This window comes from Cupriavidus sp. PB-02 (assembly GCF_058252315.1).
Window position 1 is genome coordinate 391702 of sequence record NZ_CM177694.1, and the last position, 23959, is coordinate 415660.

Annotated in this window: 21 protein-coding genes; 13 read left to right on the plus strand and 8 right to left on the minus strand. The window is 68.1% G+C overall.

Annotated features, from left to right (window positions below):
* Positions 1 to 217: 217 nt before the first annotated feature.
* The 4 genes from AC10V3_RS01950 to AC10V3_RS01965 all read left to right on the plus strand — a co-directional run bounded on the left by AC10V3_RS01950 (position 218) and on the right by AC10V3_RS01965 (position 3820).
* Positions 218 to 1309, plus strand: a complete 1092-nt coding sequence (locus tag AC10V3_RS01950; protein WP_349605461.1) for an ICP22 family protein — start codon at positions 218 to 220, stop codon at positions 1307 to 1309.
* Positions 1310 to 1559: 250 nt separating this feature from the next.
* Positions 1560 to 2060: an ion channel gene (locus AC10V3_RS01955; RefSeq protein ID WP_022533492.1), complete on the plus strand. Its 501-nt coding sequence runs from the start codon at positions 1560 to 1562 to the stop codon at positions 2058 to 2060.
* A 155-nt stretch (positions 2061 to 2215) separates the two neighbouring features.
* Entirely contained in the window at positions 2216 to 2566 is a 351-nt protein-coding gene (locus AC10V3_RS01960) for a hypothetical protein (protein WP_022533493.1), read from the plus strand.
* 300 nt (positions 2567 to 2866) lie between these two features.
* Complete coding sequence (locus AC10V3_RS01965) at positions 2867 to 3820, plus strand: glutamate/aspartate ABC transporter substrate-binding protein (RefSeq protein WP_490923015.1); 954 nt, start codon at positions 2867 to 2869, stop codon at positions 3818 to 3820.
* Between the two features lie 16 nt (positions 3821 to 3836).
* Here AC10V3_RS01965 and AC10V3_RS01970 read toward each other — a convergent pair whose 3' ends face one another.
* A complete protein-coding gene (locus AC10V3_RS01970; protein WP_490923016.1) occupies positions 3837 to 4733 on the minus strand; it encodes a MurR/RpiR family transcriptional regulator in 897 nt (298 codons plus the stop codon).
* Positions 4734 to 5173: 440 nt separating this feature from the next.
* Here AC10V3_RS01970 and AC10V3_RS01975 point away from each other — a divergent pair, with 440 nt between their 5' ends.
* The 6 genes from AC10V3_RS01975 to AC10V3_RS02000 are packed head-to-tail and all read left to right on the plus strand — an operon-like array spanning position 5174 to position 11632.
* The gene (locus tag AC10V3_RS01975) at positions 5174 to 5593 is read left to right on the plus strand and encodes a type IV pilin protein (protein WP_041681229.1); all 420 of its coding nucleotides are present in this window, start codon (positions 5174 to 5176) and stop codon (positions 5591 to 5593) included.
* A gap of 2 nt (positions 5594 to 5595) precedes the next feature.
* On the plus strand, positions 5596 to 6090 hold the full coding sequence (locus AC10V3_RS01980) for a GspH/FimT family pseudopilin (RefSeq protein WP_022533497.1): 495 nt from the start codon (positions 5596 to 5598) through the stop codon (positions 6088 to 6090).
* Positions 6087 to 6707 carry a type IV pilus modification protein PilV gene (gene pilV / locus AC10V3_RS01985; protein WP_022533498.1) on the plus strand — a complete coding sequence of 207 codons (621 nt, stop codon included), beginning with the start codon at positions 6087 to 6089 and terminating at the stop codon, positions 6705 to 6707. The genes AC10V3_RS01980 and pilV overlap by 4 nt, the downstream gene beginning before the upstream one ends.
* Complete coding sequence (locus AC10V3_RS01990; protein WP_349605465.1) at positions 6704 to 7750, plus strand: PilW family protein; 1047 nt, start codon at positions 6704 to 6706, stop codon at positions 7748 to 7750. Before pilV ends, AC10V3_RS01990 begins: the two co-directional genes overlap by 4 nt.
* A 23-nt stretch (positions 7751 to 7773) precedes the next feature.
* Positions 7774 to 8340: a pilus assembly protein gene (locus tag AC10V3_RS01995; protein WP_490923018.1), complete on the plus strand. Its 567-nt coding sequence runs from the start codon at positions 7774 to 7776 to the stop codon at positions 8338 to 8340.
* A 49-nt stretch (positions 8341 to 8389) separates the two neighbouring features.
* On the plus strand, positions 8390 to 11632 hold the full coding sequence (locus AC10V3_RS02000; RefSeq protein WP_490923019.1) for a pilus assembly protein: 3243 nt from the start codon (positions 8390 to 8392) through the stop codon (positions 11630 to 11632).
* Positions 11633 to 11639: 7 nt separating this feature from the next.
* Here the strand turns inward: AC10V3_RS02000 and AC10V3_RS02005 are convergent, their stop codons facing one another.
* The 5 genes from AC10V3_RS02005 to AC10V3_RS02025 are packed head-to-tail and all read right to left on the minus strand — an operon-like array spanning position 11640 to position 16960.
* Positions 11640 to 13127, minus strand: coding sequence for an efflux transporter outer membrane subunit (locus AC10V3_RS02005; protein WP_022533502.1), 1488 nt, complete (start codon positions 13125 to 13127; stop codon positions 11640 to 11642).
* An 11-nt stretch (positions 13128 to 13138) separates the two neighbouring features.
* A complete protein-coding gene (locus AC10V3_RS02010) occupies positions 13139 to 14314 on the minus strand; it encodes an ABC transporter permease (RefSeq protein WP_022533503.1) in 1176 nt (391 codons plus the stop codon).
* Entirely contained in the window at positions 14311 to 15291 is a 981-nt protein-coding gene (locus AC10V3_RS02015) for an ABC transporter ATP-binding protein (protein ID WP_022533504.1), read from the minus strand. Before AC10V3_RS02015 ends, AC10V3_RS02010 begins: the two co-directional genes overlap by 4 nt.
* The gene (locus AC10V3_RS02020; protein WP_490923021.1) at positions 15288 to 16259 is read right to left on the minus strand and encodes an HlyD family secretion protein; all 972 of its coding nucleotides are present in this window, start codon (positions 16257 to 16259) and stop codon (positions 15288 to 15290) included. The genes AC10V3_RS02015 and AC10V3_RS02020 overlap by 4 nt, the downstream gene beginning before the upstream one ends.
* Positions 16256 to 16960, minus strand: coding sequence for a TetR/AcrR family transcriptional regulator (locus tag AC10V3_RS02025; protein WP_490923023.1), 705 nt, complete (start codon positions 16958 to 16960; stop codon positions 16256 to 16258). Before AC10V3_RS02025 ends, AC10V3_RS02020 begins: the two co-directional genes overlap by 4 nt.
* Before the next feature lie 274 nt (positions 16961 to 17234).
* Between AC10V3_RS02025 and AC10V3_RS02030 the strand changes: the two genes are divergently transcribed.
* Positions 17235 to 18515 (plus strand): carbohydrate porin, encoded by a 1281-nt coding sequence (locus AC10V3_RS02030; RefSeq protein ID WP_041681232.1) that lies wholly within the window; start codon positions 17235 to 17237, stop codon positions 18513 to 18515.
* A gap of 15 nt (positions 18516 to 18530) precedes the next feature.
* Here AC10V3_RS02030 and queF read toward each other — a convergent pair whose 3' ends face one another.
* Positions 18531 to 19364 carry an NADPH-dependent 7-cyano-7-deazaguanine reductase QueF gene (queF, locus tag AC10V3_RS02035; protein ID WP_022533508.1) on the minus strand — a complete coding sequence of 278 codons (834 nt, stop codon included), beginning with the start codon at positions 19362 to 19364 and terminating at the stop codon, positions 18531 to 18533.
* 20 nt (positions 19365 to 19384) lie between these two features.
* Complete coding sequence (gene ilvA, locus AC10V3_RS02040; RefSeq protein ID WP_022533509.1) at positions 19385 to 20932, minus strand: threonine ammonia-lyase, biosynthetic; 1548 nt, start codon at positions 20930 to 20932, stop codon at positions 19385 to 19387.
* A 313-nt stretch (positions 20933 to 21245) separates the two neighbouring features.
* Between ilvA and otsB the strand changes: the two genes are divergently transcribed.
* On the plus strand, positions 21246 to 22028 hold the full coding sequence (gene otsB / locus AC10V3_RS02045; protein WP_349605476.1) for a trehalose-phosphatase: 783 nt from the start codon (positions 21246 to 21248) through the stop codon (positions 22026 to 22028).
* Between the two features lie 79 nt (positions 22029 to 22107).
* Complete coding sequence (locus AC10V3_RS02050; RefSeq protein ID WP_490923645.1) at positions 22108 to 23910, plus strand: glycoside hydrolase family 15 protein; 1803 nt, start codon at positions 22108 to 22110, stop codon at positions 23908 to 23910.
* Positions 23911 to 23959 lie beyond the last annotated feature (49 nt).

Here is a 23959-nt window from a genome sequence, read left to right on the forward strand (position 1 = left end):
TCTTTCATTTCGGCGCACTCGCGGTTTCAAGCGTCCGCTCGCCCAGGCCATTTCCGGATACTGCGCTTGGTGGATTTTCCTGGCGCGCGCGGCTGCGCTTCATTCCTGAAACAGCCCGTGCGGATGCCCGATTTAAAGGGCGCGCGGCAGGACTTAAATTGAACTCGCCCGGTACGTATCCGGGCCGGTCATTAAAAAAAAGACGGGGGGCTCCATCATGCAACGCATCAACCTGAAACTTGCGGCGATCCCGGTCGCCTGCCTCGCCATCCTGGTCGCCGGCTGCGGCGGGGGCGGCGGCGATTCCGCGCCGGCCAGCAACGCCGTCCCGTCCGAAAGCGTGCCCGGCCCGTCTGGCGTCAACGGCAAGACCATCCTGTCCGGCGCCAATGCGCCGAGCGCCGATATCGGCACGGACGGGGACTTCTACCTCAATGTATCGACCTCGACACTGTACGGTCCCAAGGCCAACGGCGCCTGGCCCGCAGGCGTGGCGCTGATCGGGCCGCAGGGCGTGGCCGGCGCGCCCGGGGCGATGCTGCTGCACGGTCCGGCGGACCCGGCCGCGGCGGACGGCTCGGAAGGCAGCTTCTACCTGAATACGACGACCAACACGCTGTTCGGGCCGAAGACCGGCGATAGCTGGCCGACCGGGATTTCCGTGGTCGGCCTGACCGGCCCTGTGGGCCCGGCCGGCCCCGCCGGTGCCGATGGCGCAACGGGTGCGCAGGGCCCGCAGGGAGAGAACGGCGAGAAGGGGGACAAGGGCGACAAGGGCGACAGCGGTGAGAAGGGCGACAGCGGCGCCTCGGGCCCTCAGGGTGAGCAGGGCGAACAAGGCGAGACGGGGGCGCAGGGACCGCAAGGCGAGCAGGGCGAGCCCGGCGGCGCGTTGATCTACACCGCCAACTTCGCGGTATCGACCGCCCCAGGCGGCAACGGTACCTATGTGATGAACGGCAGCGGGCTGGACCTGCAGAGCGCCGATCCCTATTTCGGCGCGATGATGCCGGTGGGCTGCACCGGCGGGCTGACCATGACCGCCAGCCTGGCCGGGACGGTGCCGGACAGCGCGCTGTACTCGGTGGTGGCGTACCGCGTTGCCAGCGGCACAGCGCTGGAAACGCTGAGCCCGCTGGCCATCACCGACGGGTACGCATGCAAGCTCAGCGGCACCAACCGGACCTGCGCGACGGCGGCCACGACGGCGGTGGCGGCCAATGACATCATCCAGATCCAGGTCAGCGGCAACCGCCCCTTCAACTGGGGCGGCGGGCTGTACGTCAACCTGGCCTGCAAGAGCAACTGAGCGCACGGGGACAGCGGCCCCCGCCGCCGTCCCGCCAGCCGACCACCCCAACACATTCCCTCAGCCAGGGCAGGCGGTACAACAACGAACTGTCACGAGCCCGCGAGCACCGCAACGCGCCGTTACAAGCCATTCGCCCGCCCCGGTTTTCCCACACGCCTTCCAGTGCTATTTTGGAGGGCGTCGTTTTTTGCCCTGCGCCAATTACCAGTCGCCTGCGCCCGCCCCCGATCCGCCCAACCCTTTGCGCATGGAACCCTCCACCGCCACACACTATTCCCTGGCCCTGCTATGCGCCGCCGTGCTGACCGTGGCGGTTGTCGGCATCCACTACGAAGCGCTGCGGCTGTTGTCGGGGCTGCATCCGAGGCGCTGGAGCGGGCGCGTGAATATCGGCGTGCTGATCGTCTGCATCATCGTGGTCCATTGCCTGGAGGCGATGGTGTTCGCATTGGGGTTCTGGTTCGCTGACAACGTGCTCGGGCTCGGCTGGCTGGCCGGGTCCACTGCGCCGGGCATGCCCACCCGGCACGGCGAGCCGTCGCTGCTGGTCTATGCCTACTTTGCGCTGGAGACCTTCACCACGCAGAGCCTGGGCGATCTGTCCCCGGTCGGCGCGACCCGGCTGATCGCCAGCATCGAGCCGCTGGTGGGGCTGATCCTGATCGGCTGGTCTGCCTCGTTCACCTATGTGATGATGCGCCGCGACTGGCTGCTGGACGAGGAGGACGAGCACCGCGGCAGGCACTAGCGGGGCCACGCAGCGGTACGGGCGACGGCTTAACTGCCCGAAATGCCGGTACTACCCGGACTACCAGCAATGCCGCTGGTGCCAGACCGGCCGGGAACGACTAAGCTGGCAGCTTGCCCCGGCCATCGGGCCACAGACCAAAGGAGCCATCCATCATGCGGAGCCCCCAGCGATCCCTGATCCGCCTTGCCGCCATCGCCGCACTCGCCATGGCCGGCAGCGCCCACGCGCAGAAGCCGGACGGCCAGGGTGCCGCCGCCGCCGCGATCAACGAGGCGGTGCAGGAAGGCACCACGCCGTACCGGCCCGATCCCGCCGCGACGCCCGGCAGCATCCAGTCGGCCGAATGCCGCGAACTGGCAGACCAGATCGCCACGGCGCCAAAGCGTGAATACCGCACCTCCGGGCAGGGCATCGAAACCGCCCAGGGCCGGACCATGCCCGAACTGGAACGCGAGCGGCCGCGCAAGACGCTGCAGCAGGCGTACCAGGAGAAGTGCCTGTAGCAAGCCACTCCGGCGGGCGGCGGCTCCACGCGTCCGCCGCCTGGCCCGCGCCATCCCGCCAAGAGCCGCACCGGCAAAGTCTTTCCCCCGCCATTTCCCGCCTGCCGCGCCCTGCACACGCCCGGCGCATGGCTGCCCCATGCCCGCGCGTCCGGGCGGGTGCTCGCGGCATCTGTTTCATTGCGCCGGGGGAAAATACATATGTTTCATGGTTATCCATTATGGAACACTTGTTTCTCATTGGCTAGGATTCCCCTCGCGATGGCGCATCGCGTGAACGCTACCCAAGGAGAGCCTGTCATGAAAGCAGCAGAAGTCACTCGCCAGCGCAGTGGTTGCCGGAGCCGCCGGGCGTTGCTCGCACCGTTCGCCGCCGCCGTGGTGCTTTGCGCTGGCGCCGCCGGCGTCGCGCACGCCGCCGACGTTGCGGCCAGCCCCACGCTTTCCAAGGTCAAATCCTCGGGCACGATCGCCATCGGCCACCGCACCTCGTCGATCCCGTTTTCGTATTACGACGCCAACCAGAAGGTGATCGGCTTCTCGCAGGACATCTGCGACCGCGTGATCGATGCGGTGAAGCGCGAAACCGGCGTGCAGAACCTGCAGGTGCGCATGGTGCCGGTGACCTCGCAGAACCGGATCTCGCTGGTGCAGAACGGCACCGTGGACCTGGAGTGCGGCGTCACCACCAACCTGAAGTCGCGCCAGCAGCAGGTGGCGTTCTCGACCACGTTCTTTGTCGCCGGCACGCGGCTGCTGGTGAAGAAGGGCAGCCCTGTGCATGACTTCGGCGACCTGTCGGGCAAGGCGGTGGTGACCAATGCCGGCACGACCTCCGAGCGCATCCTGCGCCGGCTCAATGACGAGAAGCGCGCCAATATCAGCATCCAGAGCGCCAAGGACTATGGCGAGTCGTTTCTGATCCTGCAGTCGGGGCGGGTGGCGGCGTTCATGATGGACGACGTGCTGCTGTCGGGCGCACGCACGCTGGCGCCGAACCCGGCGGAATGGACGGTGGTGGGCACGCCGCAGTCGTTCGAGGCCTACGCGTTCATGATGCGCAAGGACGACCCGGGCTTCAAGCAGGTGGTCGATGGCGCCATCACCGGGCTGATCAGGAGCGGCGAGATCAACAAGCTCTACGCCAGATGGTTCGCCGCGCCGGTGCCGCCCAAGCATGTCAATTTCGAGCTGCCGATGAGCGAGCCGCTGAAGAAGGCCTACGCCAGTCCCAACGACGAAGCCTTCGAATAATCGCGCTCAGCCGAACTCAGCCGCGCCCGGCCGGCACGTAGGCGCCGGTGCGGTGCAGCTCGCCCTCGGCCTGCTCCAGCGCGCGAATCGCACCCTTGCCCTTGCGCGCCAGCAACTGTTCGACCAGCGCCTCGACCACGGCGACGCCGGCCGTGATCGACGGGAAGAACGACGGGCTCTCGACCGGGAACAGCAGCGTGCAGTCCGCCGCCAGCGCGATCGGCGCCACCGTGCTGTCGGTGAGCGCGATCACCTTGCAGCCGCACTCGCGCGCGGCCGTGGCCACGCGGATGCTTTCCTGCGAGTAGGGGGCGAAGCTGACCACCAGCACCGCATCCTTGGGCGTGAGGCCGCGCAACTCCATCTCCAGCGTGCCGGCCTCGGCGCGGATCAGGTGCACCGTGCTGCGGAACAGCCGGTAGACGTATTGGAAAGTGAACGCGATCGGGAAGCACGCGCGAAAGCCGGCCACATGCACGCACGCCGCCTGCGACAGCAGTTCCGCCGCATGCTGCAGCGTCTGGTCGTTGTTGGCCGCGATCATGTCCAGGTTGTGGTGCTGCGCGTCCAGCATCTCGCCCAGCATGCGGCTGGCGCTGCTCTCGCGCACCACCTTGCGCGCACGGCGCGCGTACGGCTGGGTGCCGCCACGCAGCGCATCGACGAACAGCTCACGCAGCCCCTGCCAGCCCTCGAAGCCCAGATGCTGCGACAGCCGCACCAGCGTGGCCGGCTGCACCCCCGCGCTGGCGGCGATCTTGCGCATCGACAGCACCGGGACTTCCTGCGGATGGTCGAGCAGGTAGCGCGCGCCGCTCTGGAACTGCGTGCTGAGCGCGGGGAAGCTGCTGCGCAACAGCGCGAGCAGGGCCTCCAGGTCCTGCGGCGGCTGGGTAGGGTGGTCGGACGGCATGGGTACTCCGGATTCGGTGTTGTAACGATTGTTGCACAGCTGCGCCCCGGGGCGCGCTTGCCGGCCCGCTGCCGGTTGATTTCCGCTTGATGTCCAACTGGCGTCCGGTTAACGTCCGCCGCGGCCCAAAGCTGTATGCCCTGCGATGTGCGCAAGCCCCCTTTTGTGGGATTGCCGCAACGCTGCTGCACCGCCTTCAGAAATTTCTTCACCCTTTAAAAAGTCGTGACTTACACTGCCCGCCATAACCTCCGGAAATAGGTCGTCCGGGACATAATGAGTATCGGAGCGCGAGCATGGGACATAGAAGCCCTGCAGTGCGACACGGCGGGATGGTCAACCTGCCGTTTCGGGTCAAGGGTCAAATCACGTCCGGGGGCGGGAGCCGGGTCAGGTTCCGCACCAGGGGTGCCATCGATATGGCACAGGGGGCCGGCGGCATGCCATGCCGTGGCAGGCCCGCGCGCGGCTTCACGCTGATCGAGCTGATGATCGCCGTGGCGGTCATCGCCATCCTCGCCGCCGTCGCCATTCCCAACTACAGCCGTTACGTCGTGCGCTCGAACCGCGCGGCGATCGAGTCCTTCATGCTCGAGGTCTCGGGCGCGCAGGAGCGTTTCCTGGTCGACAACCGCGCCTATGCCGCCAACCTCGGCGCGCTCGGCATGGCCGTGCCGGCGGGGCTGGCGGGACGCTACCAGGTCACCGTGGCGCCCACCGTGGCGCCGCCGCCCGGCTACACCATCGTGGCCACGCCGCTGGGCAGCCAGCTCAGCGGCGACACCGACTGCGGCACGCTGACGCTGACCAGTGCCGGCGCCAAGACCGCGTCGGGCGCCGCCACCAACTGCTGGAACTGATCATGCGGCGCGCCACTTCACTGATGCGGTTGCCGCGGCGCGCGGACACGCGCGGCTTCACCCTGGTCGAACTGCTGTGCGCGCTGAGCGTGCTGGCGATCCTGGCGGTCGCGGCGGCGCCGTCGTTCGCGTCGCTGGTGGCGGGCCAGCGCGTGCGCGGTGCCTCGTTGGAGCTGGCGTCAGCGCTGGTGCTGGCGCGCAGCGAAGCGGTCAAGCGCAACGCCACCGTCAGCCTGGCCGCCACCGGCGCCGCGTGGACCGCCGGCTGGGCGGTCACCGCCGGCGCCGAGACGGTGCGCACCTTCGGGCCCTACAGCGGCCTGACCATCACCCCCAGCGCCGCCGGGGCACTGGCCATCGGCAACGACGGCCGGCTCACCGGTGCGGCAATGACCTTCGAGGTCGCGCCAAGCGGCGATACCTCCGCCAACTCACGCGTCTGCGTGCAGGTCAGCGAGACCGGCCGCGTCGCCTCGGCCACGGGAGCCTGCACATGACGCACAGAACCTCGCGGCCGCGGCCGCGTTTGCCTGTCCGCCGGCAGCAGGGTGGCTTCCTGCTGATCGAAGTGCTGGTGGCAGTGGTGATCCTGCTGGTCGCGCTGCTCGGCACGGCGGGGCTGGTGACGCGCTCTGGCCAGACCGAGATGGAGTCCTACCAGCGCGTGCAGGCGCTGGCGCTGCTGCAGGACATGGCGGTGCGCATCAACGCCAACCGCCAGGTCGCCACCTGCTACGCCAACGGTGCCAACGGCATGCTGCTGGGCACCACCGCGGCGCCGCCCGCAGGCTGCACGCAAGGCACCGCGGCGCAGCAGGCCACCGCCAACGCCGACCTGCAGGCCTGGAACACCGCGCTGCTTGGCAGCGCCGAGCAGCGCCCTGGCGCCAGCGGCGCCCCCGCGCAGGCGGTGGGCGCCATGATCGGCGCGCGCGGCTGCATCGAGACCGTCGATGCCGTCAGCCAGGTCTACCGTATCACCGTCGCCTGGCAGGGCCTGGCCACCACCGGCGCGCCCGCGCTCGGCTGTGGCAAGGACCAGTACGGCAACGATGCCTATCGCCGCGCGGTCAGCACGCAGATCCGCATCGGCACACTGGGGACCGTGTCATGAACACGCTGCGCATTGCCAACGGGCGCCTGCGGCGGCGCCAGCGCGGCGTCTCGCTGATCGAGCTGATGATCGGCATCACCATCGGCCTGGTGCTGCTGACCGCGCTGGCCAGCCTGTACTACGCCAACAGCCTGTCGCGCACCGAGTTCGTCAAGTCGGCCGAGCAGGTGGAGAACGGCCGCTACGCGTTGGACCAGATTCGGCGCGAGGTGGAACTGGCGGGTTTCTTCGGCGCTGGCAGCATCGCGCGCGGCGCCACCGTGGCCGAGCCCGCGCTGTGCGCGGCAGACCCGGCGGCGCTGGGCTTCTCCGCGGCAGGCTTGACCGTGCCGCTGGCACTGGCGGGCTATGGGCCCGGCGTGGCGGCGCCATGCCTGCCTGACCTGGCGGCGACCTCCGAGGTGCTGGTGGTGCGGCGCGTTTCGACCACGCCGGTGGCCGCGCCCACGCCGGGCGTGCCCTACCTGCAGGTCTCGGCCTGCCCGCAGGACGCCAATTCCTTCGTCTTCGACGCCAGCGCCGCGGCGGCCTTCGGTCTGCGCACCAAGGCCTGCGATCCCGCCCAGCCCGCCGCGCTGCGCCAGGCCGTGGTGCGCGTGTTCTACCTGGCCGGCTGCGACCGCTGCACCAACGGCGGCGACGGCATCCCCACGCTGAAGATGGCCGAACTGGTGGGCGGTGCGTTCCAGTCGCGCTCGGTTGCGCAGGGCGTGCAGGACATGCACCTGCTGTACGGCGTGGACCTGGACAGCAACGGCTCGGCCGACTGCTACGTGGACGACCCGGGCAGCAACAACGCCGCCGCCTGCGCCACCGTGCCGGGCTACGACTGGACCAATGCGCTCGCCAACTGGGGCAACGTCACCACCGTGCGCGTGAACCTGCTGGCGCGCACGCTGCGGCCCTCCGGCGGCCAGTCCGACAACCGCACCTACGACCTTGGCCGCGCCGCCGCCAGCGGGCCGTTCAATGACGGCTTCAAGCGCCACGTCTACGCCCAGGTGGCGCGGCTGGTCAACGTGGCCGGGCTGCGCGAGCAATGACCTCATACCGCAAAGAGCAAGCCATGATCACGCTACCGGGTCATAAACGGCAGGGCCGGCCACTGCGCCGCAGGCAGGAGGGCGTCACGCTGGTGGTCACGCTGGTGTTCATGGTCCTTTTCCTGCTGATCGCCGTGGCCATGGTCAATTCCGGGCTGGTCAACGTGAAGGTGGCCGCCAACCAGCAGCACACCGCCGAAGCGCGCGACGTGGCGCAGCAGGCGATCGAGCAGGTGATCAGCAACGATTTCACCAAGGCGCCGGCGGCGGTTGCCGTGCCGGTGGACGTCAGCGGCGACGGCAAGGCGGACTATGTGGCGCAGGTGGCGCAGCCGGAGTGCGTGACAAGCAAGCCGATGAAGAACGTCGAGCTTGACCTGAGCGACGCCGACGACGTGTCTTGCCTGATCGGCAGCGGCGTGCAGAACACCGGGATCGTGACGGCGGGCAACAACGGCGGCAATTCGCTGTGCAATGCCACGCAATGGGATGTGGCGGCCACCGTCAACGATGCCGCCAACACCGGCACGGTTGCCACCGTGCACCAGGGCGTGGCGGTGCGCATGCCAACCGGTTCGGCCTGTCCGTGAACGCGCAGGACACCACGACCTTTTCACTATCGATCGGACGGGAACCAGCATGACGACCAACGCCTGCCGGCAGCGCCGCCTTGCGGCCTTCGCAATCGCCTTGCTTACCTTTGCGGGCGTGAACAGCGCGCGCGCCGAGGACATCGACTTGTTCACCGGCCTGCAGTCCAACGCCGGCACCAAGCCCAACGTGCTGCTGCTGCTGGACAACGCGTCCACATGGAACGCCAGCACCATCATCAAGGGCTGCGACACGCCCGATGTGGTCAGCGCCAACAATGCCGGCACCGATGTGGGCGCGATCCAGTGCGCGCTGTACCGCGCGGTCAACACGCTGGTGACCAACGAGCAGTTGGCCGGCAACATCAACATGGGCTTGATGATGTTCGGCACCGGCACAAACGTCGGCGGCCAGTTCCGCCATCCGGCGGCGGCGCCCTACACCCTGCCGCTGATGGATAAGACCAACGGCCCCCAGTTCCTCGAGTACATCAAGAGCATCGACCGCCAGGCCGACAACGCGAACAATTCGCAGGTGGGCTCCGGCATGCAGGAGGCGTGGGCCTTCTTTGCCGGCAAGAAGGGTTTGTCGGGCACGCAGTACACATCGCCGATCACCAACCCCTGCCAGAAGAACTTCGTCATCTATATCGCCAACGCGGTCAACAACGGCAAGCCGCAGGACACCGGAACCGTGGCCAAGGATGCGCTGGTGGCGGCGGGAGCCAATGCAACGCAGCTCACGCAGCTCAAGCTCGATTCGGCCGCCAACAAGTACGAGAGCAACTGGGGCGATGAATGGGCGCGGTTCATGTACCAGACGGACGTGAACGGCAACGTCGATAACAACCAGAACATCATCACCTACACCATCGCTGTCACGGACGGCAAGAATCCGGACTATGTCGAGTCGACCCGCAGCATGGCCGACAACGCCGGTGGCAAGCGCTACGTGGTGGAGCTGGGCGACGTGCAGGCGCTGGTCGATGCGCTGCTGCAGATCTTCAACGAGATGCAGGCAGTCAACAACGTGTTCTCGTCGGTGAGCCTGCCGGTCAGCGTGAACGGGCAGGGCTCGTACCTGAACCAGATCTACATCGGCATGTTCCGTCCCGACGCCACCGCGGCGCCGCGCTGGATGGGCAACCTGAAGCAATACAAGCTCGGCTACGACAGCAACAAGCAGATCGTGGTGCTGGACGCGAACCCGAGCGGGCCCAACCAGAAGAGCGCGATCAGCAACGCCGGCACGGGCTTTATCTCGCCCAATGCCAAGAGCTTCTGGACCGCGGAGCCGCCGCTGGCGTTCAGCGGCAGCAGCTATTCCGGCAGCGCCGTCGCCGGCTGGCCCGCCAAGGGCTTCTGGGTCAATAGCCCCTCGGGCGCGGCCGGGCCGCTGGACTCCGCGGACGGCGTGGCCGGTGTCACCGGCGGCGACGGCGAGATCGTCGAGAAGGGCGGCGCCGGCGAAATGCTGCGCGCGCAGATCGTCACCGACCAGGCCGCGCGCAAGCTCTACACCTGCCCGTCGGGCGCGTGCACCACCACGGCCCTGGCGTCGTTCGATACCGCCAACACCTGGCTGACCGACACCACCGGTCAGACGGCGCTGAACAGCAGTGCTGCCGACGTGAAGAGCCTGATCAACTGGGTGCGCGGTCGCGACGTGCAGGCGCTGGGCGAGAGCACAGTGGCCAGCAAGGAGCAGCAGAAGGGCCCCGGCGGCGGCGTCACGGTGCGTGGCTCGGTGCACGGCGATGTGCTGCACTCGCGCCCGGTGGTGATCAACTATGGCGGCACCACCGGCGTGGTGGTCTTCTATGGCGCCAATGACGGCGTCTTCCATGCGGTCAACGGCAATCAGACCACCGGCATCAATGGCGTGCGCCCCGGCGGCGAGCTGTGGGGCTTCGTGCCGCCGGAGTTCTACGGCAAGCTCGGCCGCCTCTACACCAACGCGCCCGAGGTGCAGCTGAGCGGCTCGCCGACCGGCTCAGGCGCCAAGCCGCGCGACTATTTCTTCGACGGCACCACCACGGTGTTCCAGGACCTGCGCGACCCGGCCAATCCGCGCGTGGTGATCTACCTGACGGCGCGGCGCGGCGGGCGGCTGGTCTATGCGCTGGACGTGACCAACCCGGTGGCGCCCGAGTTCCTGTGGAAGTCCGACAGCAACCAGATCGCCGAACTGGGCCAGACCTGGTCGCAGCCGCGCGTGATCCGCGTCAAGGGCTACACCAACCCGCTGGTGGTGATGGGCGCCGGCTACGATACCGCCGAAGACGCCGAGCCGTCGCAGGGCGGCGGCGCAACGGGGCAGGGGCGCGGCGTGATCGTGTTCGACGCGCTCAAGGGCACTGTGGTGCGGGCGTGGCTGGCCGATTGCACCGGCCTCGACGCCACCGTCTGCTCGGTACCCACCGGCCTGAACCGCGCCATCCCGTCAGACGTCGCGGTGGTGGACCGCAATGGCGACGGCCTGATCGACAAGGGCTATGTCGGCGACATGGGCGGCAATGTCTGGCGCCTGGATTTCGAGACCGCCACCGGCACGGGCCCGGCGGCCTGGACGCTGGGCAAGTTCGCCTCGCTGGGCGGCGCGCAGAGCAGCAACGATGCGCGCAAGTTCATGTACCCGCCCGACGTCATCACCACCGGCGCCTACGACGCGGTGATGATCGGCAGCGGCGACCGCGAGCATCCGCTATACACCACCAGCAACGTGGCGGGCCTCGCCTATAACGTCACCAACCGTTTCTACATGCTGAAGGACACCGCGCTCACCGGCGGGCTGCCGGCGGCATGGACGCCGCTGACCGACAGCAGCCTGTTCAACGCCACCGCCACGGTGTATGCGGATTCGGGTACCAGCAAGGGCTTCTACCTGACGCTGGGGACCGGTGAGAAGGTGGTCAACGCGCCGCTGACGGTGGCCGGCTACACCTACTTCGGCACCAATACTCCCAGCGTGCCAAAGACCGGGGTCTGCTATCCGGACCTCGGCATCGCGAGGGGCTATGCGGTGTCGTTCCTGACGGGCAAGGGGCTTAACGACAACCGCTATGTCCAGTTCAACAACGGCGGCCTGCCGCCGTCGCCGGTGTTCGGCGTGGTGGCGGTGAGCGATGCTCAGGGCAACACCAGCAACGTGCCGGTGCTGATCGGCGGCGGCAACCAGACCGGGCCGGGCGGTGGCGACAATACCTCGTCGCTCGGTGCGCAGAAGATCTCGCCGCCGGGGATCGGCAAGCGCAAGCGGACTTACTGGTACACGCAGGCCGACAAGCAGTAGGTCGCAGTTACGGCGCCGCTGCCACGGCGCCGTTTTCTTCCTGCCACCACCCACCCCCCAACGCCTGCAGCAACGCCGCCGAATCCGCCAGCCGGTCGGCGCGCGCCTGCGCCAGTTCCAGCGAAGCCTGCCGGGATTGCCGTTCCGCATCCAGCACCGTCAGCTGGCTGACGCCGCCCAGCTGGTACTGCTCCGACACCACCGCCAGCGTGTCGCGCGCCTGGCGTGCGCTGTCGGCGCGTTCGCGCAGCGCGGCGGCGTCGGCTTCGAGGGCGCGGAGTGAGTCGGCCACGTTCTGCAATCCCTGCAGCACGGCTTGCCGATACGCGGCCAGCGACTGCTCATAAGCCGCCTCCGCCGCGCGCTTGCGCGCCTGCAATTCACCGCCGCGGAACACCGGCTGCACCAGCCCCGCGGCAAGGCTCCATACATTGAGGCTGCTGAACAGGTCGCGCGCGGCGGTGGCCTGGGTGCCGCCGCTGGCGCTCAGCGTCACCTGCGGATAGAGGTTGGCGGTGGCCACGCCGATATTGGCCGAGGCCTGGTGCAGCAGCGCCTCGGCCGCGCGGATGTCGGGGCGGCGGCGCGCCAGCGAGGAGGGCAGGCTGACTGGCAGCGTGTCGGGCAGGTGCAGGTCGTCGAGGCGGAATTCCGGCAACTGGGCCGCGGCCGGCGTCTGGCCGGTGTAGACCGCGAGCTGGTGGCGCGTGGTCTCGAGTTGTCGCTGCAGCGATGGCACCAGCGCCTGCGTCTGCGCCAGTTCCGCGCGCTGGCGCTGCACTTCCACACGCGCCACGCCGCCTGCGTGCAGGCGTTCTTCGGTGATGCCGAGCTGGCGCTGCTGGGCTTGCGCGACCGCGACCGTATCGGCCAGCTGCGCGCGCAAGCCCGCTTCGCGGATCGCCGCGGTGGCGACGTTGGCGGCCAGCGCCAGGCGCGCGGCTTCGAGTTCGTAGCGCTGGTAGTCCACCGCCGCCTGCAATCCCTCCAGTTCGCGTCGCTGGCCGCCAAACAGGTCGAGCACGTATGACACCTGCACCGTGGCGCCGTACAGCGTGAACGGGCCGGGGCTGGGAAACGCAGTGATGCCCAGCGATTGGAAATCGACCTGCTGACGGGTGGTATTGAGCGTTGCGTCGACCGCGGGCCAACGTGTGGCCCCGGTGCGCGCGGCCAGGTTCTCCTGCGCCTCGCGCAGCCGGGCGCGGGCCTGGGCGAGCGTGGGGCTGGCGTCGAGCGCGGTGCGGATGGTGGCGTCAAGCGCCGGGCTGCGGAACAGGGACCACCACTGCGCCGGCACGTCAGCGCCGGCGGCCAGTGTCTGTGCGTGCGCCTGGCCGGGCGCGTCCGCGGTGTCGGCGGCAACCGTTGCCACCGGCTGCGGGCCCCGCACATAGCCGGCGTCATCCGGCGGCGCGGGGGCGTGGAAATCCGGTCCGACGGCGCAGCCGCACAACAGCGCGGCGGCGGCGAACACAGGTGTCAGTCGAGACATGGCGAACTCCTTCAGTCCAGCGTGCGGCGATAGAAACGCACCGCGATCGCCATCACCACCACGATGAACAGCGCCATCGGCCAGACCTGGGGCCATAGTTCGACCCAGCCGTTGCCTTTGAGCAGGATGCCGCGCACCATGCGATTGAAATACGTCATCGGCAGGATGTTGCCGATGACCTGCGCCCAGCCGGGCATGCCGGCGAACGGGAACATAAAGCCCGACAGCAGGATATTGGGCAGGAAGTAGAAGAAGGTGAGCTGCATCGCCTGCAGCTGGTTCTGCGCCAGCGACGACAGCGTGATGCCCACGGTCAGGTTGGCCGCGATAAACAGCAGCGCGGCCAGGTACACCGCCGTTACCGAGCCGACGAAGGGCACGTCGAAAACCCAGCGTGCGGCCAGCAGCACGATGGTCGACTGCAGCAGCCCGATGAAGATGTAAGGCACGATCTTCCCGGTCATCACCTCGATCGGCCGCACTGGCGTGGCCAGCAGGTTTTCCATGGTGCCGCGCTCGCGTTCGCGCGTCATTGCCAGCCCGGTCATCATCACCATCGTCATCGACAGGATCACGCCCATCAGGCCGGGGATGATGTTGTACTGGGTCAGTCCCTCCGGGTTGTACAGACGCTGCACCTGTACGTCGAACGGCGCCTTGCCGCCGGCCAGCGGCGCCAGCGCTCCCTTCAGGTCATGGGTGCCGACGCTGTAGGGCAGCTGCGGCAGCGCCGCGATGGCCTGGCCGGTGGCCGAGGGGTCGGTGGCGTCGGCCTCGACCAGCAGTGCGGGGCGTTCGCCGCGCAGCAGCTTGCGCGTGAAGTCGGGTGGGATGCTGAGCACGAACTGCACCTCGCCCTTCATCAGGGCCTGGCGCCCCGCGGCTTCGTCGGGCAGCGTGGCGACCACCTTGAAGTAGGTCGAGTTCTGCATGCTGGCGATGAACGAGCGCGTGAATTCGCTCTGGTCGGCGGCGATCACCGCGGTCGGCAGGTGGCGCGGGTCGGTGTTGATGGCAAAGCCGAACAGCAGCAGCTGCATGATCGGCAGGCCGACGATCATGCCGAAGGTGACGCGGTCGCGACGCAGCTGCAGGAATTCCTTCAACACGATGCTCCACCAGCGCTGGACCGAGAAGCGCGTGGCGGTGCCATTGCCGGCAGCGGGTTTGCGGGAGGCGGCGGTCATGTCGGCTCCTTTGCTTTGCGCGTGCCCATGTTGTCTTCGGCCCGGCTCATCATATGGATGAACACGTCCTCCAGGCTGGTCTGGGTCTGCGCTACGCGCCGGCCGGGACCGGCCAGGCGCGACAGCGTATCCGCGAGCGCCTGCGCATCGCGCCCGGTCACGTGCAGCGCGGTGCCGAAGGCCACGGTCTGCTCCACGCCCGGCGCGCCCTGTAGTTGCTCGGATAGCGTGGCGAGGTCGTCGCCTTCCACGCTCCAGGTCGACAGCTGCTGGCTGGCTACCACTTCATCGGCGGTGCCCTGCGCCAGCAGCTTGCCGTAGGCGATATAGGCGAGCTTGTGGCAGCGCTCGGCCTCGTCCATGTAGTGCGTGCTGACCAGCACCGAGATGCCGCGCGCGGCGAGCTGGTGCAACTGCTCCCAGAAGTCGCGCCGCGCCTTGGGATCGACGCCCGCGGTCGGTTCGTCGAGCAGCAGCAGTTCGGGCTCGTGCAGCAGGCAGGCCGCCAGCGCCAGCCGCTGCTTCCAGCCGCCAGACAGCGAGCCGGCGAGCTGCGCCGAACGCGTGGCCAGGCCCAGGTCCTCGAGGGCACGGTCGACAGCCTCGCGCCGGTTCGGCATGCCATAGACGCGGGCGACGAAGTCCAGGTTCTCGCGGATCGACAGGTCGTCCCAGTACGAGAACTTCTGCGTCATGTAGCCGACGCGGCGCTTGATCTCGTCAGCCTCGCGCAGGATGTCGTAGCCCAGGCAGGTGCCCGCGCCGGAGTCGGGCGTCAGCAGCCCGCACATCATGCGGATGGACGTCGTCTTGCCGCTGCCGTTGGGGCCGAGGAAGCCGAAGATCTCGCCGCGCGCGACCTGCATGCTGAGGTCGTTGACCACGTGCTTGTCGCCGAAGTGCTTGTTCAGGCCGCGCACGTCGATGGCGAGTTCGGCTGGCCGGCCGTTGGTGGTTGTGTTGGCTGTCGTGTTCATTGCCGCACCACTTCGACGGGCTGGCCGGGCCGCAGCTTCGGGGCGTCGGCGGTCGACGGGCGAGCCTCCACCAGGAACACCAGCTTGCGGCGGGTCTCGTTGCTGTAGATCACCGGCGGCGTGTATTCGGCCTCGTTGGCCACATAGGTGATGCTGGCTGCCACGGGCGCGGCGCAGCCGTCGCAGCGCACCTGGACCGCCTGCCCGTTGCGCAGCGCGCCAACCACAGTCTCGGGCACGTAGAAGCGCACCTTGACGTTGCCCGGCGGCAGCATGCGCACCACCGGGCTGCCGGCCGGCACCCATTCGCCCAGCCGGTAGGGCGTGTCATAGACCAGGCCCGCCTGCGTGGCGGCGACAGTCTTGCGCGACAACTTCCAGTCCGCCTGCGCCAGCGCCGCGCGCGCGGCCGCCACTTGCGCGGCTTGCGCAGCTTGTTGCGCGTCGCGCCCGGGCAGGCGTGCCACGTCGATATCGCGCTGCAGCTCGCGCACGCGCGCGGCGTCGCTGTGGGCCTGTGCGCGCGTTTCGTCGAGCTGCGCCTGCGCGATGCCGCCGATCTCGTACTGGCGCTCGTCGCGCCGCAGGGCTGCGGCACTGCGCTGCGCCTGGGCCTGCGCCTGCGCCAGCTGGGCGCGGCTGACGTCGACTTCCACCGGGCGCTTGCCGGTCTTCATGTCTTGCAGCTGGGCTTCGGCCGCGCGCAGCTGGTCTTCGGCCTGCTGCCGCGCGGCGCGCTCGTCGTCGGATTCGAGCGCGAACAGCGCGGCGCCCTGGCTGACCTGCTGGCCGCGCTGCACCGACAGGGTGTCGAGGCGCCCAGCAAAGGGCGAGGCCACGCTGACGAACTCGCCTTCGACATAGCCTTGCCAGCTATCGGTGCGCTGGTTGCCGCAACCGGCAACGAGCAGCGCGGCAAACGTTGCTGCCAGCCCCGGCAGGGGGCGTTTGTGGTGTGCGTACTTCATGGTGACTCCGGGGAATGCTTGGGCTTGCCGGCGTTTGCGGCGGGCACGGGTGCCAGGCCGTGCGTCAGCAGCGCGGATACATGGCGTACCAGCGCGTCGGTATCGATCGCCTCGGCGCCGGGCAGCCGCCGCCAGATATGCGCGGTGGCCAGCGGCAGCAGCGTCAGGCCGACCAGCGACGGCATCAGCAGCACCGGCTCCAGTCCGCTGTTGAGCTGCCCGCGCGCGATCGCGGCCGCCAGCGGAGCGCTCAGTGCGCCGACGCGCTGCAGCGCGAAGCGGTCCAGCACGCGCTCGCGCAGGGCGCCGTCGGCGCTGGCGACTTCGCGGATCCACAGGCCGGGAAACCACGGCGTGGCGGCCGCGGCGCGGATCAGCGCGCTGGCGAGGCCGATCAGCATCGCCAGCGGCTCCGTGTCGCCGCCCGCGGAGGCGAAGACGCCGGCGATCAGCGGCTGCAGCTTTTCCTCGGTCACGGCGTCGAGCAGCAACTCGCGGTCGCTGAAGTAGTAGTGGACCAGCGCCGGCGTCACGCCGGCCTGCGCGGCGATCGCCTTGACCGGCGTGCCGGCCACGCCCTGGCGCGAGAACAGCTCGGTGGCCGCATCGAGGATGCGTTCGCGCTGGCCGGGCTGGCCCGCGGCGGGGCGGCCGGGGCTGCGGCGGGCGGAAGGTTTCGGTTTGGCGGGTTGGCGCGGCATGGGGGGCAAGTGAGTGCGTGGGCGGTGTCGATGAAATATTAATTGTTGCATTAATTAATTCAAGCGCGGTTACAACGTCGGCCTTGCCGCACACGGTAGACATGTCATGGGGCTTGGCTATGCTGCGGGCGCCGAAGCGCGCCGCCCCCGGCACATCCTTTCCACCATCCTCCAGCCGATGCCGTTTCCGCCACTTGCCGCCGCGCGCTCGCGCCGACCGTTCCGTTTCCGTCGCTGGCTGGCGGCACTGGCCTGTTGCGCATGCCTGCCGGCGATGGCACAGCAGTCGGTGCCGGCACAGGATTCCGGCGGCGCGGAGAATCCCTTCGCCTTCCACGGTCAGAGCACCTACATTTGGCAGCGCAAGCCGGCCTTCAACGCGGCCTATTCCGGCCCGAACAGCCTTGGCACCGAACGGGCCAAGAGCTATTCCTTCAGCGCGACGCTGGACCTGGGACTGAAGCTGTGGCGCGGTGCGGAATTCCACTTCAACCCGGAGGCGACGCAAGGGGTACCGTTCTCCGGATTGCACGGACTGGGCGGCTTGTCCAACGGCGAGCTCGGCAAGGCAGCCAGCACCAGCCCGGTGTTCTACCGGGCGCGCGCGTTTGTCCGGCAGACATGGGACATGGGCGGCGGCAGCGAAACGCTGGACGCGGACTTCAACCAGTTCGCGCGCACCGTCGACCGGCAGCGGCTGGTGCTGACCGCGGGCAATTTCGGCGTGCTCGATGTGTTCGACCAGAACGAGTTCGGTTCGGACCCGCGCACGCAGTTCATGAACTGGGCGTTCATGACGCACGGTGCGTTCGACTATCCGGCCGATGCGCGCGGCTATAGCTGGGGCCTGGCGCTGGAGTACATCGGCGACGGCTGGTCGGCGCGCATCGGGCGCTTTTTGCAGCCGCTGGAGTCCAACGGGCTGGAGCTGGACACGCGCATGTTCCAGCACTACGGCGACATCATCGAACTGGAAAAGCGCTATGAGCTGGCGGGCCGCCCCGGCACCGCACGTCTGCTCTGGTTCCGCAACAAGGCGCGCATGGGCGCGTTCAACGACGCGATCCAGTTCGGCATCGCCAACAACACCACGCCCGACCTCGCCGACGTGCGGCGCGAGCACGCCAAGAGCGGCGTGGGCGTGACGCTGCTGCAGCAGGTCACCGATTCACTGGGGCTGTTTGCGCGCGCCAGCTTGTCGGACGACAAGACCGAGACTTACGCCTTTACCGAGATCGGGCGGCAGGTGTCAGCGGGCGGCGTGCTGAAGGGCGATGCGTGGGGACGGGGGCGCGATGCGCTGGGGGTGGCGGTGGCGATCAATATGCTGGGGGCCCACCATCGCAACTACCTGGCCGCGGGCGGGCAGGGGGCGTTTCTCGGGGACGGTGCGCTGCGCTATGGGCCGGAGCAGATACTGGAGATCTACTACAGCTTCCAGCCGGTGCAGTACCTGAGCATCAGCCCGGATTTCCAGTACGTGCGCAATCCGGGGTACAACCGCGACCGGGGGCCGGTGAAGTTTTTCGGGGTGCGGTTTCACGGGGAGTTTTGATCCTCCCCGCCTGGCTTACTGCCGCGCGTTGCGCTTGTTATCCGGCCACGCCGTATTGAAGTTGGTCCGGAACGGATTGATATCCAGTCCGCCCCGCCGCGTATAGCGCGCGTACACCGCCAGCTTGACCGGCTTGCACTGGCGCAACACGTCCATGAAGATCCGCTCCACGCACTGCTCGTGGAACTCGTTGTGGTTGCGGAACGAGATCAGGTACTTCAGCAACCCTTCCTGGTTGATCGGGGCGCCCACATAGCGGATCTGCACGCTGCCCCAGTCCGGCTGCCCGGTCACCAGGCAGTTGGACTTCAGCAGGTGCGACACCAGCGTTTCCTCCACCGGCGTTTCTTCCTGGTCGGCACGCAGCAGCTCGGGCGCCGGCTCGTAGCGGTCCACCTCGATATCGAGACGGTCCAGCAGCAGCCCGTCGAGTTCGCCCATCTGCTGCTTGCCCAGCTCGGGCTCGGTCACCAGCCGCACCTGCACGGTACCGCCAGTGGCCTCGGACAGGTCGTGGTGCAGCAGCTGCTGCAACGCCTCGGGCGAAGCGATCTTCGACTGGTTGAACGAGTTCAGGTAAAGCTTGAACGACTTTGACTCGATGATATTGGGCGTGTCCGACGGGATGATGAAGGTGGCCAGCGCCACCTGCGGCTTGCCTTTCAGGTTCAGCCACGAGAGCTCGTACGCATTCCAGATATCGACGCCGAAGAACGGCACCGGCTTGCCTTCGGGCAGGCCGATCTCGGTGCGCTTGGGCTGGCGCGGGATCGGGAACAGCAGCGAGGCGTCGTATTCGGTCTTGTAGGCCGAGGGCTTGCCCAGCGGCGAATGTTCAGGGAGGCTCATGGGGCGCTCAGCAGGGTCGGTCAGGACAGGAACAGCTTGTACACCGGGTTGTCCGTTTCGTCCCAGTGTACGTAACCCAGCGTCGAAAGGAAGGCGCGGAAGGCCCGCATCTCGTTCTTGGGCACCTGGATGCCGACTAGGATGTTGGAGGTGTCCGCGCCCTGGTTGCGGTAGTGGAACAGGCTGATGTTCCAGTTCGGGCTCATGCTCGACAGGAACTTCATCAGCGCGCCCGGCCGCTCCGGGAACTCGAAGCGGAACAGCAGTTCGTCATGCGCCAGCGGCGAGCGCCCGCCCACCATGTAGCGGATATGCTGCTTGGCCAGCTCGTCGTTGGACAGGTCGAGCGTGTCGAAGCCGTGCTTGCGGAAGCTGGCGGCGATCTTGTCGTTCTCCGCGCGGCTGGCGATCTGCACGCCGACGAAGATATGCGCCACGTTGGTGTCGGCGATGCGGTAGTTGAACTCGGTGACGCTGCGCGTGCCCACCAGCTCGCAGAAGCGCTTAAAGCTGCCGCGCTCCTCGGGGATGGTCACGGCGAACACGCCTTCGCGCGCCTCGCCCACTTCGGCGCGCTCGGCGACGAAGCGCAGGCGGTCGAAGTTCATGTTGGCGCCGCAGGCGATCGCCACCAGGTGCTGGCCCTTGAGCTTCTCGCGCTCCGCATAGGCCTTGAGGCCGGCCACGGCGAGCGCACCGGCCGGTTCCAGGATGCTGCGCGTATCCTGGAACACGTCCTTCACGCCCGCGCAGATGGCGTCGGTATCGACCAGGATGATCTCGTCGACCAGCTCGCGCGTGATGCGGAAGGTTTCCTTGCCGACCAGCTTGACCGCGGTGCCGTCCGAGAACAGCCCCACTTCCTTCAGCTCGATGCGCTTGCCTGCGTCGACAGAGCGCTTCATCGCGTCCGAATCCACCGTCTGCACGCCGATCACCTTGATCTCCGGACGCACCGCCTTGATGTAGGCCGCGATTCCCGAGATCAGCCCGCCGCCGCCGATGGCGACAAAGATCGCATGGATCGGGCCCGGGTGCTGGCGCAGGATTTCCATGGCGATGGTGCCCTGGCCGGCGATCACTTCGGGGTCGTCGAACGGGTGGATGAAGGTCAGCTTGTGCTTCTTCTCCAGCACCGCGGCGTGGGTGTAGGCGTCGCTGTAGGACTCGCCGTGCAGCACGATCTCGACCCACTGGCCGCCGCGTTCGCGCACGGCGTCGATCTTCACCTGCGGCGTCGTCACCGGCATGGCGATGATCGCCTTGCATTGCAGCCGCGCCGCGGCCAGCGCCACGCCCTGCGCATGGTTGCCCGCCGAGGCGGCGATCACGCCGCGCTTGAGCTCCTCCGGCGTGAGCGACGCCATCTTGTTGTACGCGCCACGCAGCTTGAAGGAGAACACCGGCTGGGTGTCCTCGCGCTTGAACCAGACCGAATTGCCGGTGCGCGCCGAGAGCTGGTGCGCATAGGTTAGCTCAGTCTCCTGTGCCACGTCATAGACCTTGGCGGTCAGGATCTTCTTCAAATAATCGGGTTTGGCGGCGGAGGCGGCGGACTTGCGGGTCATGGTGTCTGGGCAGGGGCCTTGGGGCGGCGAATAAAAGCGGCGCAAAAAAAGGCGGAAATTCTGGCTGAAACCGTCAATGATAAAGGATGGCGGCGCCTTCCACCCGGCCCGGGCGACGCGCGCGCCGCCCGCGGTGCGTCGTCCGGGCCGGGTCCAGGGCGCTCTTTGTGTGCGGGGCGGCGCACTCGCGCGGACAGGGTTTGCGGGAAGCGACTGGTTGTCCCGGACTTGCATCCGCGCCAGGTTGCGCCCACGCCATGTAGGACGAAGCCCGGTGGACGCCTGTCAAAACGACGTGTTACGGTTTAACGCGATGCCTCACCTACCGCTTATCGAACCCAATACCGCCCTGTTTCTCGACTTCGACGGCACGCTGGCCGACCTGGCCCCGCGCCCGGAACTGGTGCAGGTCGAACCCGAACTGGTCGGCACGCTACGTACGCTGTACCAGCGACTGGACGGCGCGCTGGCCGTCATCTCCGGGCGGCCCGTGATCGAACTGGACCACTTCCTGCGACCGCTGCAGCTCCCGGCCGCCGGCGTGCACGGCGCCGAATTCCGCACCGACGGCGGCATGGTGTCCAAGACGCCCGCGCCGGGGCTGGAACCGCTGATCCCCCACCTGGAAGCGCTGGTGCGCGCCTATCCGGCGCTGATGCTGGAGCGCAAGTCAGTCGCCGTCGCCATCCACTACCGCCAGGCGCCCGAACTGGCCGGCGTGGTCGAAGCCGCGGTCACTGACGTATTGCGCCATGCCGTCGGGCTGGAGGCGCTGCCGGGCAAGATGGTGGTCGAGATCAAGCCCGCCGGCGTCGACAAGGGCGACGCCATCGCCGCATTCATGAAGGCGCCGCCGTTTGCCAAGCGCGTGCCGCTCTTTGCCGGCGACGACCTGACCGACGAGCCCGGCTTTGCCGCCGTGCGCAAGCTCGGCGGCCTGGGCGTGCTGGTGGGCCAGCGCCAGACGCTGGCCGGCACCACCGTGGCCGGGCCAGCCGCGCTGCGCAGCTGGCTGCATCGCTCGGCCAGGGCACTTGACGACGCTGCACGCGCCACCGGCAAGCCGGGCGCCGTGCCTCACACAACGACATCCTGAGGGAGGTATCGCTGTGACCAACAATACAAGCAGCCCCGGGGAACTGGGCAGGCAGCCGCGCGAAGGCGTGCACAAGACCATGGATGGCAGTGGCCGCTTTGCCAATCCGTCGCTGTCGCTTGGCATGATCGGCAACTGTTCCATCTCCGCGCTGGTGGATTGCCGCGGGCGCATCGTCTGGTCGTGCCTGCCGCGCTTCGACGGCGATCCGGTGTTCAACGCACTGCTGGACCCGAGCGAGAACGCCGGCCATTTCTCGATCGAGATCGAGGATTTCCACAGCGCCAGCCAGTGGTACGAGCCCAATACCGCGGTGCTGCGCACAAGGCTGACGGACACGCACGGCAACTGCCTGGAGATCACCGACTTCGCGCCGCGCTTCTTCCGGCTCGGGCGCTATTTCCGCCCGACTGCGCTGATCCGGCGCATCCGCCCGGTGCGCGGCGCGCCGCGCGTGCGCGTGGCGGTGGCGCCGCGCTTCGAATGGGGCCGCAAGGCGCCCGAGATCACGCGCGGCAGCAGCCATGTGCGCTACATCGGCGACTCCATGACGCTGCGCATGACCACCGACGCGCCGCTGGCCTACGTGCTGTCGCAGACGCCGTTCCTGGTGACGCGCGGGTACAACTTCATCCTCGGCCCGGACGAGACGCTGGCGCACGGCGTGGAAGAAACCGCACGCGATTTCGAGCAAGAGACCACCGCGTACTGGCGCCTGTGGAGCCGCCGGCTCGCGGTGCCGCGCGAATGGCAGGACGCGGTGATCCGCGCCGCCATCACGCTGAAGATGTCGCTGTACGAAGAGACCGGCGCCATTGTCGCCGCCATGACCACAAGCATTCCCGAAGCCCCGGGCAGCGGGCGCAACTGGGACTACCGCTTCTGCTGGCTGCGTGACGCCTTCTTTGTCGTGCGCGCGCTCAACAGCCTGTCTGAAGTCGGCACGATGGAGGATTACCTGCGCTGGCTGGCAAACGTGGTGATGCAGTCGCAGGACGGGCATATCCAGCCGCTGTACGGCATTGGCCTGGAGCGGGAGCTGCCCGAAAGCATGCTCGACCACCTGGCCGGCTACCGCGGCATGGGCCCGGTGCGCGTCGGCAACCAGGCGCAGGAGCACTTCCAGCACGATGTCTACGGCAACGTGGTGCTGGGCGCGGCGCAGGCCTTCCATGACCACCGGCTGCTGCATCGCGGCGGGGCGGCTGAATTCCACCGGCTGGAACAGGTTGGCGAGCAGGCAGTCAAGGTGTTCGGCACGCCTGACGCCGGCATGTGGGAACTGCGTACCCGGGCGCGCGTGCATACCTCGTCGGCGCTGATGAGCTGGGCCGCTTGCGACCGCCTGGCCAAGATCGCCGAGAAGCTGCAGATCCCGGACCGTGCCGCCTACTGGCACGACCACGCCAGCCGGATGAACGAACGCATCCTGGCCGAATCGTGGAGCGAATCGCGCCAGTCTTTTGCCGAGAGCTTCGGCGGGCGCGAACTGGATGCCAGCGTGCTGTTGATGGCCGAGGTCAATTTCATCGACCCGCACGACGAGCGCTTTATCGCCACGGTCAAGGCGCTGGAGACGTCGCTGTGCGACGGCCCGTACATGCGCCGCTACGAGGCGCCGGACGATTTCGGCAAGCCCGAGACCGCCTTCAACATCTGCACCTTCTGGCGCATCGACGCGCTGGCGCGCATCGGCCGGCGCGACGAGGCGCGCGAGATCTTCGAATCGATGCTCGCCGCGCGCAACCCGCTGGGCCTGCTGTCCGAGGACACCCACCCCGTGACCGGCGAGATGTGGGGCAACTTCCCGCAGACGTATTCGATGGTCGGCCTGATCAACGGCGCCATGCGGCTGTCGGCGCCGTGGGATTCGGTGATCTGACCCACGCAACCTGGCACGGCAACAAGAACAGAGGACTCCAGAAAACAAC